This window comes from Streptomyces sp. NPDC057565, assembly GCF_042801455.1.
GTDB lineage: Bacteria > Actinomycetota > Actinomycetes > Streptomycetales > Streptomycetaceae > Streptomyces > Streptomyces yanii.
The window spans coordinates 1-13,838 of the sequence record NZ_JBHVFU010000013.1; the positions used below are offsets into that span (position 1 = coordinate 1).

The 13,838-nt window shown below is 67.2% G+C and carries 13 protein-coding genes; 7 read left to right on the plus strand and 6 right to left on the minus strand.

Annotation, left to right across the window (positions count from 1 at the left end):
• Nucleotides 1-242: transposase family protein (locus tag ACFU8W_RS23225; protein WP_384040271.1), on the plus strand; the 242-nt coding region annotated here is incomplete at its 5' end.
• A gap of 186 nt (nt 243-428) precedes the next feature.
• Here ACFU8W_RS23225 and ACFU8W_RS23230 read toward each other — a convergent pair.
• Nucleotides 429-3,398, minus strand: a complete 2,970-nt coding sequence (locus ACFU8W_RS23230) for a glycoside hydrolase N-terminal domain-containing protein (protein ID WP_384040274.1) — start codon at nt 3,396-3,398, stop codon at nt 429-431.
• Between the two features lie 861 nt (nt 3,399-4,259).
• Between ACFU8W_RS23230 and ACFU8W_RS23235 the strand changes: the two genes are divergently transcribed.
• Complete coding sequence (locus ACFU8W_RS23235; RefSeq protein WP_384040277.1) at nt 4,260-4,682, plus strand: helicase associated domain-containing protein; 423 nt, start codon at nt 4,260-4,262, stop codon at nt 4,680-4,682.
• A gap of 368 nt (nt 4,683-5,050) precedes the next feature.
• Here the strand turns inward: ACFU8W_RS23235 and ACFU8W_RS23240 are convergent, their stop codons facing one another.
• Nucleotides 5,051-5,872, minus strand: a complete 822-nt coding sequence (locus ACFU8W_RS23240; protein WP_384040280.1) for a helix-turn-helix domain-containing protein — start codon at nt 5,870-5,872, stop codon at nt 5,051-5,053.
• A 128-nt stretch (nt 5,873-6,000) separates the two neighbouring features.
• On the opposite strand from ACFU8W_RS23240, the gene ACFU8W_RS23245 reads away from it, so the two are divergent.
• The 4 genes from ACFU8W_RS23245 (at nt 6,001) to ACFU8W_RS23260 (ending at nt 7,507) form a co-directional block, all read left to right on the plus strand.
• Nucleotides 6,001-6,363: a VOC family protein gene (locus ACFU8W_RS23245; RefSeq protein ID WP_384040283.1), complete on the plus strand. Its 363-nt coding sequence runs from the start codon at nt 6,001-6,003 to the stop codon at nt 6,361-6,363.
• Nucleotides 6,364-6,390: 27 nt separating this feature from the next.
• A complete protein-coding gene (locus tag ACFU8W_RS23250) occupies nt 6,391-6,810 on the plus strand; it encodes an SRPBCC family protein (RefSeq protein WP_384040285.1) in 420 nt (139 codons plus the stop codon).
• A 134-nt stretch (nt 6,811-6,944) separates the two neighbouring features.
• Nucleotides 6,945-7,088 carry a hypothetical protein gene (locus ACFU8W_RS23255; RefSeq protein ID WP_384040288.1) on the plus strand — a complete coding sequence of 48 codons (144 nt, stop codon included), beginning with the start codon at nt 6,945-6,947 and terminating at the stop codon, nt 7,086-7,088.
• Nucleotides 7,089-7,090: 2 nt separating this feature from the next.
• Nucleotides 7,091-7,507 carry a DUF6233 domain-containing protein gene (locus ACFU8W_RS23260; protein ID WP_384040291.1) on the plus strand — a complete coding sequence of 139 codons (417 nt, stop codon included), beginning with the start codon at nt 7,091-7,093 and terminating at the stop codon, nt 7,505-7,507.
• Between the two features lie 327 nt (nt 7,508-7,834).
• On the opposite strand, the gene ACFU8W_RS23265 is transcribed toward ACFU8W_RS23260, so the two are convergent.
• Together ACFU8W_RS23265 and ACFU8W_RS23270 are read right to left on the minus strand one after the other, a co-directional pair.
• Nucleotides 7,835-8,137, minus strand: a complete 303-nt coding sequence (locus tag ACFU8W_RS23265) for a hypothetical protein (RefSeq protein WP_384040294.1) — start codon at nt 8,135-8,137, stop codon at nt 7,835-7,837.
• An 84-nt stretch (nt 8,138-8,221) separates the two neighbouring features.
• Nucleotides 8,222-10,444: an MMPL family transporter gene (locus tag ACFU8W_RS23270; protein WP_384040297.1), complete on the minus strand. Its 2,223-nt coding sequence runs from the start codon at nt 10,442-10,444 to the stop codon at nt 8,222-8,224.
• A 342-nt stretch (nt 10,445-10,786) separates the two neighbouring features.
• Between ACFU8W_RS23270 and ACFU8W_RS23275 the strand changes: the two genes are divergently transcribed.
• The gene (locus ACFU8W_RS23275) at nt 10,787-11,998 is read left to right on the plus strand and encodes a sensor histidine kinase (protein WP_384040300.1); all 1,212 of its coding nucleotides are present in this window, start codon (nt 10,787-10,789) and stop codon (nt 11,996-11,998) included.
• A 24-nt stretch (nt 11,999-12,022) separates the two neighbouring features.
• On the opposite strand, the gene ACFU8W_RS23280 is transcribed toward ACFU8W_RS23275, so the two are convergent.
• Nucleotides 12,023-12,676: a response regulator gene (locus tag ACFU8W_RS23280; RefSeq protein WP_384040303.1), complete on the minus strand. Its 654-nt coding sequence runs from the start codon at nt 12,674-12,676 to the stop codon at nt 12,023-12,025.
• A 170-nt stretch (nt 12,677-12,846) separates the two neighbouring features.
• A complete protein-coding gene (locus tag ACFU8W_RS23285) occupies nt 12,847-13,593 on the minus strand; it encodes a DUF6193 family natural product biosynthesis protein (protein ID WP_384040306.1) in 747 nt (248 codons plus the stop codon).
• Nucleotides 13,594-13,838: the final 245 nt, after the last annotated feature.

The following is a 13,838-nucleotide window of genomic DNA, read 5'->3' on the forward strand; positions in this document are numbered from 1 at the left end:
GCCTGATCATCCCGCACCGCCGTGAACGTGACCAGGCCGAACTACCGGCCTGGAAAGAGGAACACAACGCCTCCCACCGCAAGATCCGCACCCGCGTTGAGCACGCCTTCACACGCATGAAGACGTGGAAGATCCTCCGCGACTGCCGCCTGAAGGACGAAGGCGTTCAACATCGCTCTGCCCCACGCAGACGTAGAGCATGTGACCATCGGCTCGTTCACCGTGCGTGTCACGGGAGTTGAGGGACAACTGCACTCCGGAGTACTCGGTGTCTCGTCAAGGTTGCGAAGGCGTGGCGGGCCAGGCTCCGAGATACCAGTGCAATGCGGCCGGGACGGTGCCTACTACGGCAGCGAACACTAACCCACGCCCCTAGCAAGGTGGGCGTGCGCCGGCAACCGACGTCGCCGGGCACACGCCTCGGTGGTTCAGCGGAATGTGGCTGCTAGCGCCCTGAGTGCCTCCACCAACTTCGTACTCGCCTTCCCCTTTCGTGCCGCATTGTCGAGCTGCGAAGTGACCGCACGGTTCGGCGCGGGCGATTGGGCAAGGCGCTCTGCCTGCGCGATGTGCTGCCGAACCTGTTCCGCGGCGGAGCTCGCGAGCTCCCCGACGGTCTCGGCGCGATCGACGTGCCAGGAGACGTTGGCGAACCCAACACCTACGGGCTCGAAGGCGATCGTGTAGGTCTGCCCCTTGGTCGTGTCAAACGAGATCTCGTTCGCGCCGTTGGCTTTTATGACCACGAGGTTGCCGTCCGCGTCCTTTACCGTAGTCTGCACGATGCCCAGGTAGTCACCGACGAACGTGCCGCCGTTGCGAGCCATCACCCGGAACTCCGTGGCGGCGCCATTTGCCCACTTCATGTCCAAGACGAAGTTTCCGCGCGCGACGAGGCCGTCGACGCTCCCGTCCTTCCACGCAATGGGGAGTGCCGGGAGGAACTGGGTGTAGCCGAGCTGGCTTTGCACTAGCATCTCGGTCATCCCTGCGGTCAGCCCGAAGTTGCCATCGATCTGGAACGGCGGGTGGGAGTCCAGCAGATTGTCCATCAGGCCGTTCCGGTTCCCGGCGAGCATCGCGCGCACCATGGAGTAGGTGTCCTCGGCGAGGCCGGTCCTGGCGTACATGTTGATCTTCATAGCCTTGGACCAACCCGTGCCGTTGAGGCTGCGCTGCTCGAGCGACTTGATGGCAGCATCCATCCACTCGGGCGTGTCCTTGCTGATCAGCGTGCCGGGGAAGAGCCCGACGAGCTGCGATGTGTGGCGGTGCACAGAGCCTTGGTTGGCGCTGCCACCAGCACCGAAGTTCCAGATGCCCACCTCGGGGAGATCGCCAGCCTGGGCCTTGCCGAGGGTGGTCTCCTCGAACCACTCCTTCACCTGACCCTGCTGCCCGATCAGGATCGGGTTGAGCTGCGACTGCTTGTCCTGCCACACCGCGCGCAGGTCCGCGTCGACCCCGAGTTTTTCGGAGGCCTCGATCGCCATGCGGTAGAGCTCCCACACCAGGGACTGGTCGTATGCGGTTCCGACGGCTGTCGGGCCCTGCTCGGCTGAGACGCTCGGCGCCACGGTAAGTCGCTTCTGGTACGGGCTGTACCAGAGGTACTCGTTCCAGAACGCGGCCATCTCCTTGAGCATGGGGTACGCGGTGTCGCGCAGGAAGGTCTCGTCGCCGGTGAAGAGGTAGTAGTCGTAGAGGTTCTGCATCACCCACGACGATCCGCCGATGTTCCAGCCGTACTCCTGCGAACCGATCGGCGCGGTGTGCCCGAACGGGTTCACCTGGGTGTTGATGAGAAATCCCTTGCCGGTCCCGAGCGGCGCGTGTGCGAAGTCCTCGGTCTCCACCGCTGCGGACCGCTCAGCCGTCAGTCGACCCGGAACCACGAGCGACTCGACGAACTCGTTGAACGGCACCTGGGTCTCGGCAAGGTTGCTGATCATCGTCGGCCAGTAGTTCATCTGGACGTTGACGTTGAAGTGGTAGTCCGCTCCCCAGAAGGCGCTCGCGCTGCCGATCATCCACAGACCGCAGAGGTTTGTGGGAAGGTCGCCGATCCGCGAGCCGGCGATGCTGAGGTAGCGACCGAACTGGTACGCCATCTGGTCGACTGCGAGATCGTAGGATCCTGCGCGGTAGTTCCTCATGAGCTGATCGGTGGGGATGTCGGGTATGGTCGCGCCTACGTCGAATTGCACGCGCGAGAAGAGCTCCTGGTAGTCGGCCAGGTGCCTATCGAGCAGGGCGCCGTATCCGCTGGCGATGGCGGAGTCCACGCGTTGCGTGAGTTTGCCGTGCGGGTCCTCGCCTCGGTACGTCGGGTAATCGTTCTTGTAGTTCGTGCCCGTCGAGTAGACGAGCGTGACGGTGTCGGCGGCGGTGACCGTCAGCGTGCGGCCATCGCCGCTCGAGACAGCTCCGCCCTCGTTCTGCAGCTTGAGCTGCATCTCGGCCCGCATCTGGTTGTCGCTCACCTGGCCGGCGAGGGTGATCCGCTTCTCGTTCGGATCCGCGGTGGCAGTGGTGGTCAGTCCGCTCGCCGCCGTCGTCGACATCGTGAAAGTGAGCTTGCCCGGCTCGGAGGCACTTAGGCGCACCACGGCGACCTGGTCAGGATGGCTCACGAAGTACTCACGCTGGTAGTGCACGCCGCCGTGGTCGAAGTTCACAGTCGAGACGGCGGTGCTCATGTCCAGGTCGCGAACGTAGTTCGATGCCGATGCGTCGGTGATGCCGGTGGCGCTGAAGTCCAGGTAGAGGTCACCGAAGTCCTGGTACATGCCCATTCCACCTGTGTCGCCGAACATCAGGCTGGTGAGTTGCGGGTTGGCGCCGCCGGCGCCGGTGGGCGGGAGGCCGAAGACGTTGGTGGCCTTGTTGTCGAGAGCGAGGCGGTAGTTGTTCAGTTGCTGAGGCGTGATCGCCGTCGCCTTGTTGCCACCGAGGTAGGTGCGCCCATTAGCAGGCCCGCCTCTCCACAGGGTCTTCTCATTGAAGTGGAGGCGGTCTCGCCCGGGGTTGCCGAATGCCATCAGGCCAGTCGTGCCGTTGCCCTGCACCAGCGCCTGGTTCTCCCAGTCAGACACCGGGGTGGTGTACCACATACGCAGGGGCTTGCCCTTGGAGTCTGCAAGTTGCGCGGTGACCGCCGTCTGGTTGAGGGGCGCCCCAAGAGCGCCGGGTGCCGTGATGGCGGAGGCCTGGCCCGCAGGGATGCCGCCAGTCAGCTGAGTGATCACAGGTGCAAGGGCGAAGGCACTGCCGAACTTGAGGATCCTTCGTCGCTGCGGTTGGAATTCATTCATCACGGTGAGATCTCCCGACTCATTCATCGGCTCTTTCACGGAGGGAGGGATAGCCGCGTCGCCGCGTATCGAGGGCGCGATCATCTTGACCGAAGGATAGATCGGATGTCTAGGGGTGTGCGTGGTGTTGTCAACTTGTCAGGTAGGGGCGCGCAGAGAATCAGAGCGTGGTGGTGAACCGGACCGTGTTCGGTGGGTGGGGCAGGTGGGGGACGCCTCGAACGATCTTGCTGGCCGGTTGGTGTGCATGGAAGAACGGACCTCTTGGCAGAGACGAGGTTGTCGACCAGCTCTGCATGGAGGCCCGTTGGCGCTGTCATGCCTGTAGGAGTGGGCCCGGTCAACCTCGGCGGTGCCGTGGAGCTTGGCCAGCGCGATGGCCTCGGTCATCTTCGGCCTCACCCGCCTGCCCCCCAGCGCGAACGACCCGCTCCGCGCCTTCCTGACCCACACGCAGCAGACCAGCACAAAAGACCCACCGGCGCCAGTAGCAAGCGCAGCTGCCTATAGACGCACCACCACGCACACGGGAAGGTCAAGATCATTCCCACACAACTACAAGACCACAGGCCAAACACCCGAACAACCAAACCGAACACACCACCAGGCCACGCCAGCCACACCCCGAAAACGACCGCTCTCCAGCTCCGAATCCCAACCAAAAGACGGGACACCAGACCAGAGCAGCCAAACCCCCTGAAGATCACTGCTCCGTCACAGCGGCGTGCCGAAGGCCTGCCGGTCCAGTCATCGACCGGCGCGCTGTCGGACGAACGGCGCGAGCAGCCCGAGGAAATCGACGCATCCTGGTGCCCGAGCTGGCCGGTCACGTGGCAACGGTGCTTCCACCTGACCCGTATCCACCTGGACACGGGCGAGACGCTGCCTACCAAGGCAGGCGCCATCCTGCGCCAGGGCGACGATCTCGGGCGATGGGTGACATCGGTGAGGCTCGCGTGGGACAAACTCACCACGGTGCAGCAGTGGATGTGCGAACACATCCTCGGCATCACACCCGCCAGCAAGGACGAGAAACCGAAACCACGCACCAGCCAGGCCGACAAGTGGGCAATGCACCTCGCCGCCGCGACCCAGTTCTACGAACGTGAAGGCCACCTTCGCATCCCCCGCAAACACACCGAAACCATCGTGACCGGCGGCGACGGCAAGGACCAGAAACAGCAGGAGCACTGGGAGCTCAGGCTCGGTGCCTGGATCGGCAACCAACGCAGCAGAGCCGCAACCCTGACCCCGGAACGGATCGAGCAACTCTCCCAGATCGGCATGCGCTGGGCCCAAGGGGCCCCTTCCGTGAAGTGCGCCTTGCACTGTTCGTCTTTCCGGCAGGATCGTGAGCGTTGTTGGTAATCCTGACGGGGGGCACGGCATGACCGACAAAGCCGTATGAATGCTACTTCTGTGCTTTGTCGTGGGAGGTGTCGCAGGCAAGATCGCCAGACGAACAAACCGCTCGCGGTCTTCTTTCTCGCCTCCGCGGCAGTGGGCATCTACGGCTGGTACTTCGAAAGCGAAGATAAAGGGGATAAGCGCCCGGCATTGACCATACTTGGCGAAATCGCTGCGGTCGTCGGGACGGCACTCGCCGTCATCGAGCCCATCAGGTGAGCCACTGGGCGCGCCCCTTCGTCAGACGATGCGTCGTCCGGCGACCCATTCAATACCCTAACGGCCGGACGGGCGCCGGTAAGACGTATCGGGCGCGCTCCTCCGGCTCCTCAAAGCGATTCTGGGGCGAGGAGCCGCCGCAGTGCCGTTGGTGTGTGGCCGAGGTAGTGGCGCATGGTCCGGGTGAGGTGGGCTTGGTCGGAGAAGCCCAGGTCGGCGGCGAGGGTGGCGAGGCTTTCCTCGCCGGCGTCCAGACGGTCGAGGGCGCGGCCGACTCGGACCCGGTTGCGGTAGCGGGTCAGGGAGACTCCCAGCTCGCGGGTGAAGGCGCGGCTCAGACGGTAGGGCGAGACGCCGAGGAGCTCTGCGAGCGGCAGCAGTCCCTCGGAGGCGGGGTGGGCCTCGCCGATCGCCTGCCGGGCCGCGGCGACGAGCGGCCCCTCGTCCCGGCCGGGGCGCACGCCGGTCGGGGCGGCTCCGTCGACGGCCTGTCCGACGGTGGCGGAGAGCAGTCCGAGGAGTTCCTCGGTCACCGCGTGGTCCACGTCGCCGGTGTGGGCGGACGCGAGGACGCGGCGGTGGGCCAGGTCGAGGCGGGCGTCCACGTACACGCTCTGCCGAGCCGGGCGGGCGTCCTCACCGGCCACGGCCCGCCACAGCGTGGGCGTCAGGCTGATCGAGGTGCACTCGTCGCCCCCGGCAGCCGGGTGCGCGAAACGCTCCTCCTCACCCGGCACGCCGAGATAGGCCGTCGTCGGGTCGACCTCGGCCGGGGCGCCGGCCACCTGCCTGCGGAACCGGCCGCGCCGCACGAGCACCACCCGGTAGTCCTCGCGCACCTCCGTCTGTGACCAGCGGGTGTGGTCGTCCCGGCAGCTGGCCGTGGTGATGCGGAAGTCGGGCCGGGTGGCGAGGACGGTGGTGGTGAGCACTCTTGAACGCTACGTCGGGGGTCTGACATCGGCCCTGCCGCAAGGATCTTCAAGACCGGGATGGGGCGTGGCAAGCAAGCTGAGCGGCGTCGCACGTCATCCCGTACCGCGCTCAAGGAGTCGCCGTCATGTCCGTTCTCGCGCAGATCAGCACCGTAGTCATCGATTGTGGTGACCCGGTTCGGCTCGCCGAGTTCTACAGCAAGGTCACCGGCTGGGAGATCACCCACAGCGGCGAGGACTTTGCCTCCCTGGCCGGCGGGGAGCAGCCCGGCCTGGCGTTCGTACGCATCGAGGGCTACCGGGCGCCGGGCTGGCCCGCCGATGCCAAGCACGCCCACCTCGACTTCACGGTCTCCGACCTGGAGGAGGCGGCCGGCCGGATCCTCGCCCTCGGAGCGTCGAGGCCCGCGTTCCAGCCCGGCAAGGACCAGTGGGTCGTCCTTACCGATCCCGAGGGGCATCCGTTCTGCCTCACCACCGGTGCCTGACACATCCCCCGACAGGAGTAAGGACACATGGCTCACATCCACAAGGAATTCCTGATCGACAACTCCCCGGAAAACGTCTGGGAGGCCCTGCGTGAGGTCGGAGCCGTGCACCAGCGCCTGGTGCCGGGCTTCGTCACGGACACCCGCATGGAGGCGGACACCAGGATCGTGACCTTCGCGAACGGTGTGGTCGTGCACGAGCTGATCGTCGACATCGATGATGCGGCCCGCCGGGTGGCCTACGCGGTGGTCGGCGGCTCGATGGCGCCGAAGCACCATCACGCCTCGATGCAGGTCCTCGCCGACACCGAGGGGCGCAGCCGTTTCGTCTGGACGATCGACATGACGCCCGATGAACTCGCCGTCCCTATCGACGAGATGGCCGAGCAGGGCGCGCGCATCATGCGGGAGACGCTGAAGGCCACCCCGGTCCCGACGGACAGGTAGGGCCCTCGCACCGGGGGCCGGACCGAGGGGTTCTCGGTCCGGCCCCCGGATGGGAGGCCGACAAGCAGCTCCACAGCACCTACCGGTCCGGCAAGGCCGACAGCCCCGGCTACACGCAGGAGCAGGCCGCCGAAGTGCGCCGGTTCCAGGCGGAGCTGCTCCGGCTGAGCACCGTGGTGGCGACGCACCCGTACTGGGCGACCCTCGACAGTGGTGTGGTGGCGGCGCGGATGGCGCTCAAGCACGCCCACGAAACTGCCGGGGACGAGGCGGCGTAGCCGTGTCCGACCCCGGGTCGATATCCCGCCTCGACAAGCTCCGGGCTCTTCAGGACTGGCTGGACTGGCAGTTGCGTCAGACTCGGGGCCGGATCCAGCAGCTCGAAGCCCAAGAACGCCAGGACCAAGAACGGCAGGGCCAGCAGCGGCGGGCGCCGCAGCGGCAGCACGGCAGAGAACAGGGGAAGGCGCCGGCCGGGAAACGGGAGAGCGGGAAAGGGCGCCCGCGTGCCTTCCCGGACTGGGGCATCACCGACGTCGGTGTCGGCACTCTGCGGTCCGAGGTCCACCGTGGGGACTGTTTCGCCGCCGGAGAGCAGCTGCGGGCCATCAGCCGGGAGCAGGCCCTCGCCGCCCTCGCTGACGGAATTCAGGCCTGCGAGGTGTGCCGGCCGGACACCGCACTTGGCGCGCCATGATCAGCGCCTGGTCGCAGCATAAAGGCATGGAACTCCCGATCAACGTGGCGCTGGCCCGTGCCATTGCGGTGCTGCCGCAGGGGCCGGGCTGGTGATACGAGCCGAAATTATGGACAGGGTTCGGATTTGTCCGTTGTCCAGCAGGGTGTGGCGAGGACGTCTTGGGGTTTCAGGGCTCGGTACGTGGGTGACCGAACAGGCCGCGCCTGCGTGAGGATCCGGGTGACATCGAGGACCAGGGTGGCGGCAGGTGTTCTAGAGCCCGGCGCCAGGCCGGTGCGTGGCCGGTGGTGGGTGGATCCGGAATGGTGAGAGCGAGCGGAGCGGTCATGGGCATGTGTCGTCGGTTTTGACGACGGCCAGGCTGATCTGGGTAGTGATGCTGTACTGACCGAGTGCTGGTTGCTGGAAGCACACCGTCCCTGTGGTGGCGATCCAGGGGGTGCGGTCGCGGTGCAGGGCGTCCTGTGTGGTGATGCGGTTGAACCCGGCTGCTTGAGCTCGGGTTTGTACGTTGTGAAAGGTCAGGTGCCGTAAGTCGGGTAGCTCGCTGGTCTGTTGCTTGGTGTAGTTCGACAGCCAGACCAGGGCGACGATTGCGGCGAGGATGAGGACTGGGCCTTTGCGCATGAGGTTCTCCCGACGGCGGTGCGCTGGCTGTGTAATGCGAGGCGCCCGCACCGTGGATGGGTGCGGGCGCCTGATGCGGCCTGGTCAGCGGTGGGCGCTGTAGGCGGGGTCCTTTGCCGCCGGCTTGCCCGTGGGCTGGGCGGGGCGGGCGAGTTTCTCGCCTTCGATGTCGACGTGCGGGAGGATCTTGTCGATCCACTTCGGCAGGGCCCAGGCGCGTCGGTCGAGGAGGACCAGGACTGCGGGGACGATCGTCATGCGGACGACGAAGGCGTCGAAGAGGACCGCGATGGCGAGTCCGAAGCCGAGCGCCTTGATCATGGCTTCGTTGGCGCCGATGAAGCCGGCGAAGACGAACGTCATGATCAGTGCGGCGACGGTGACGACCCGGCCGCTGTGTTTGAAACCATCGGTGATGGCCTGGCGGGGTTCGGCTCCGTGGACGTAGGCCTCGCGGATGCGGCTGACGAGGAAAACCTGGTAGTCCATGGCGAGACCGAAGACGATGCCGACGGTGAGGATCGGCATCAGGCTCATGATCGGTCCGGTGACTTGGAGCCCGAAGAGGTCCTTGAGCCAGCCCCACTGGAATACGGCGACAAGCGCGCCGAAGGAGGCGAGGACCGACAGCAGGAAGCCGAGGGCGGCCTTGAGCGGGACCAGGATGGAGCGGAAGACGAGGACGAGGATGAGGAACGCCAGGCCGACGACGAGCGCAAGGTAAGGGAAGATCGCGCTGGTGAACTTGGCGGAGACGTCGATGTTCAGGGCGGTGGTGCCGGTCACCAGAGCTTCGGCGCCGCCGGTGTTGTCCGGGTTGTGGGTGACTTCACGGATGTCGTGGACGAGGTTCTTGGTGCTGTCGCCGGCCGGGGCGCTCGTGGGGATGACGGTGAGGATGGCCGTGTCGCCGTCCGGGTTGAAGGCGGCCGGGGTGACGGTCGCGACGCCCTCCATGCCCTTGATCTGATCGCCCAGCTCACCGGCCGCGGTCTTGGCCGTGGCCGGATTGTCGTCGCTCACGACGAGGGTGAGAGGGCCGTTGAAGCCGGGACCGAAGGAGTCGGCCAGCATGTCGTAGGCCTTGCGCTGGGTGGTGGAGGCCGGCTGCGATCCGTCGTCGGGCAGCCCGAGTTCCAGCTTGGTGGCGGGCAGGGCCACAACCACCAGCCCGAGTACAGCGACGAGGAGAACCTTCAGCGGACGGCGCAGGATGAAGGCCGCCCACCGCTCGCTCAATGGCCGCTTGACGTGCGTCTCCTGCACGGCAGGTGACGTCTGCTGCTTGCGCGCGGCACGGCCGCGGGCACGCTCGGGCGCGAAGCCGAGCAGGGCCGGAACCAGGGTGATCGCGACCAGGACGGCGATGGTCACTGCACCGGCCGCGGCCAGGCCCATGGCCGTGAGGAGCGGCAGATTAACGACGGCGAGGCCGGCCAGCGCGATGACGACGGTCAGGCCGGCGAAGACCACGGCGGAGCCTGCGGTGCCGTTGGCACGGGCCGCTGCCTCCCGTGCGTCGTAACCGTCGGCGCGCTCCGAGCGGTAGCGGGAGACGATGAACAGCGCGTAGTCGATGCCGACCGCGATGCCGAGCATGGAGGCCAGCGCGGAGGTGCTGCTGCTGAGGTCGAGGGTGGCGGCCAGGGCGGTGACGGCGCTGGTGGTGATGCCGACGCCGATCAGAGCGGTCAGCAGCGGCATGCCGGCCGCGGCCAGCGACCCGAAGGTGATGACCAGGATGAGGGCGGCCAGGACGAAGCCGATGGCCTCGCTGGACATGCTGGCCTCGGCAGGAGCGAGCGCACTGCCGGACGCCTCCACGGTCAGGCCCTGGTCCCGGCCCTCGTCGAGGGCCTGATCGAGGCGGTCGTGGTCGGTGCCGGTCAGGTCACCGGGCTTGGCCTTGTAGGTGACCTGGGCGTAGCCGGTGGACTGGTCGGCACTGATCGTCTTGGCCTGGAAGGGGTCGGTGACCTGGGCGATCTGCGACGACGAACCCTGCACGTCCTTCAGCAGCTGGGCGACTTCGGCCTGGTGGGAGCTGCTGGTGAGTTTCTCTCCGTCCGGTGCCTGGATGACGATGCGGGCGCTGGCACCTTCGGCATTGGCCGCGGGGAACTTCTTGCCGAGCAGGTCGAACGCCTTCTGCGCCTCGGTGCCGGGCAGGGTGATGCTCGAGTTGGCGTTGCCGCTGCTGCCCGCCGCCGCAGCGCCCACGGCGCCGAGCAGGACGACCCAGAGCAGCAGGACCAGCCGGCGGCGCTTGAAGGCGCCGCGGCCGACCCGGTGCAGGAACGTGGCCATGAGAAAGAGACTCCGAACGTGAGAAGGAGAGATGAGCAGAGGAAGAACCCCAACACCGGCCGGTGATGGGGCGGGGACCATCGGGCCGCTCGCCCAGGTCCCCGCCCTGCGCGCCGGGCGCCGTCCCCACAGGCCGCGGCGCGCGCTCCGGCCGCCGAGTCCGTGTCGAGGGCCGAAGACGTTGGACGGGCGCCGGGCCTCGGCGGCCGGGCCCAGCGCCGTGCTTCTATCCTCAGCCCCCGCCCTGGCCTGCGACGTCAGCCTCAAGCAGGGTCTGTGACACGTCCTGTCGGCCGATCGGCCGACAGCCTTCGGCCAGCTCGGGTTCCTACGCTGACAGGTGTGGACTCAACACTTCCGTTTTCGCCGGGGACGCGGCGCCTCATCTCCGTGGCCGCGCTCGTCGTACTGACCCTGACCTGGTTCGCCGACTTCGCGGTGCTCTTCATGCAGCACCCGTCAGATGCGACAGCCTCGGGCACGGCCGTCACCAGCTGGATCCCCGTGTTCATCACCGGACCACTGGCCGCCCTGGCACTCCCGGACAACCGCTGGATGCCCTCCCTCACCCAGCGCGCCGTGCTGGTGGCAGCCATGTCCATCGCCCTCAGCTGCGTCTGCCTCTTCGCCCCGCAGTACTGGCCCGGCTGGGGATTCCTGGAGACCCTGGCCCTACTGCTCCTGGTCATCCGGGTGCTCGCCCAGATCCAGCCCGCCAGCACAGCGGCCTGGACCATCGCCCCGCTCATCGTGGCGATCTTGCTGCTGCCGCTGCGCGACCGCACCAAGGACACCTTCGTCGCAGGCACCTACGTCCTGACCATGGTGCTCGCCGTCTGCGTGATCCTCGGCTCCGCCCTGCGTGCGCAGGAGGCCCGCCGACAACGCGCCGTGCACGACGTACGCCAAGCCGAGCGGCTCGCGCTCGCCCGCGACCTGCACGACCTGGTCGCCCACCACATGACCGGCATCATCGTGCAGGCCAACGCGGCCCGCACCATCCACGCCACCGCTCCCGAGAAGGTCGAACCGATCCTGGAATCGATCGCCCAGGCCGGCACCGAAACCCTCGAGTCCATGCGCCGTCTCGTCCGGGTCCTGCGTGAGGACAACCACGCCGCCCTACGGCCGGGCGACCTCCTGGCCGAACTCGGCGAACTGACCGCCGACTTCACCCGCCACAACCCCGACAGCCCACCCATCCGCCTGGAGGTCAGCGCGGCCGCCCGCAGCACACGCTTCAGCCCCGAGGTCGAGACCTCCGTCTACCGGGTGGTACAGGAAGCCCTCACCAACATCCACCGTCACGCACCCGGACAACGCGCGACGGTCCGCATGGACGCCGACCCCGACTGGCTTCACGTCACCGTCACCAACACCACCGCCCAGCACCAGCCCGCCAACCCCGCCGGAGGACGCGGCGGCCTTGGCCTCATCGGCCTGCAAGAACGCATCGAGGCGCTCGACGGAACCTTCCAGGCAGGCCCCGCCGGCCCCGGCCTGTGGCACGTCACCGCACGGCTGCCTCGCCCCCCGGCCCATGCCGTCAGCTGAACGGCGTCCACGGGCCGCCCGCGGTCACGGCCGGGACGTGACCAGACCGCACTCCCAGGCCCACGCCGCCACCTCGACCCGGTTACGGACCCCCAGCTTGGTCTGGATCCGGCCCAGGTACGTCTTCACCGACGACAGCGACAGAAACAGCTCTTCGCAGATCTCCTGATTGGTGCGCCCGATCGCCACCAGCCGCACGATCTCCACCTCACGGCCGCTGAGCCCCGCCGCATCCACCTCGGCCCGCCCGCCGTCCCCCGCCGGCCCGTGGCCGAACTGACGCAGGAGGCGAACCGTCACCGCGGGCGACACCAGCGCGTCTCCCCGTGAGGCGGCTCGCACCGCCTCCACGAGCAGCGCGGGCGTAGCGTCCTTGAGCAGGAAGCCGCACGCACCAAAGCGCAGTGCATCGCGTACGTAGTCGTCCTGGTCGAACGTCGTGATCACCACGATGTTCAGTCGTGATTCGGCTTGCTCCGCGGCGAGCGTGCGGGTGACCTCCAGACCGTCCATGCGCGGCATTCGCACATCGACCAGCACCACATGCGGGCGCAGCCGCCGTGCCAGATCAATGCACTCGACACCGTCACCGGCCACGCCCACCACCCGGATTCCCGGCTGGGCATCCAGAATCATCTCGAACCCGGCGCGCACCAGCTCCTGGTCGTCCGCGATCACTACGTCGATCAAGCTCTCAGCCACAGCCGGTTCCTATCACAGACCTCCGCTACCACCGGTGGACGGGATCCGGGGCGAGCCCTCTCTCAAATACGGTCTGCCACGTCCTGATGCCTGGTGCGCGGAGGGCCGTGCAAACAGGTGTGGTGCATGGAGGAGTCGGGGGGTGGCTAGAGCGGCAGGCCGAGCAAGATCGGGCCGAGGCCGGACGGTAGATGGCGCACGGCCAGTGCTACGGCTTCGTGCGGCGTGGTGAACACGCCGAGGTTCGGAGTGATGAAGCCGTTTCCCACCCCGTACGTGCCGTCGCCGCCCGCGGTCAGGCACGGGCTGCCGAGAGTCAGGCGCGGGCGGGTGGTGATCGAGAAGCGCAGCGCCCAGTGGCTCGTGAACGGGTAGAGGGCGCGCAGGGCCGGCTCTGCGTACGCCGCCTCGATCAGGGCTTGGTACTGCTCCTGCCAGGAGTACTCCAGTTCACGTGCCTGCTGGAGCATGCTCTGCCACTCGGATTCCACCAGACGCACGGGATCGAGATCGGGCACCTCGAAGCGGCCGGTCAGGTGCACGAACGGTGCCGCCCGGCGGATGTCTCCGAGAGACTCTCCGTCGTGCCAGGCCCGGGCCGCCCTGGCGACCTGGGCCAGGTCGTCCGTCTCACCGTTGATGAGGCATGAGCCCTGGAACGGCTCCTCGCCGCGGATCGACCACCGCCGCTCGTGTTCCCATGCGCTGATCTGCAGCGGCTCGCGGTGCGGCAGGGTGCTCGCAACGCTCTCGTGGAGCAGCGAACCGGAGCCGGGCGACTCGACGGGAACGGAGTCGAGGCAGCCTTCCGCCGCGAGCCGGAGCGCTACGGCGAGACTGCCGCAGGCCGCAACGTCGGGATATAGGACGGCAGGGTCAGGAGATATGGACACAGCTCCTGATTGTGCCCGACCCGCGAATCCGGGCGGGAAGCAGCCGCTGGCCAACTATCGATCGACATGGCCATGTATCGATCGACATCACATTACTGCTGATGTCGTCTCTCCGACGTCGTACGGAGCACCTACCCAGAGCAGCACGACTTCCCCTGCAGCTGGCACGGATCACTGCAGTTGTCCGCAACTCTGCGTAAGTTGATCGCTCTCTGATGGCGGCTCGCCAACTATCGCGAACTGTG

Excerpts from the sequence above, each read along its gene's own strand:
- ACFU8W_RS23230 (WP_384040274.1), bottom strand. The coding sequence starts at position 3,398 with ATGATCGCGCCCTCGATACGCGGCGACGCGGCTATCCCTCCCTCCGTG.
- ACFU8W_RS23270 (WP_384040297.1), bottom strand. The coding sequence starts at position 10,444 with ATGGCCACGTTCCTGCACCGGGTCGGCCGCGGCGCCTTCAAGCGCCGC.
- ACFU8W_RS23245 (WP_384040283.1), top strand. The coding sequence starts at position 6,001 with ATGTCCGTTCTCGCGCAGATCAGCACCGTAGTCATCGATTGTGGTGAC.
- ACFU8W_RS23250 (WP_384040285.1), top strand. The coding sequence starts at position 6,391 with ATGGCTCACATCCACAAGGAATTCCTGATCGACAACTCCCCGGAAAAC.
- ACFU8W_RS23265 (WP_384040294.1), bottom strand. The coding sequence starts at position 8,137 with ATGCGCAAAGGCCCAGTCCTCATCCTCGCCGCAATCGTCGCCCTGGTC.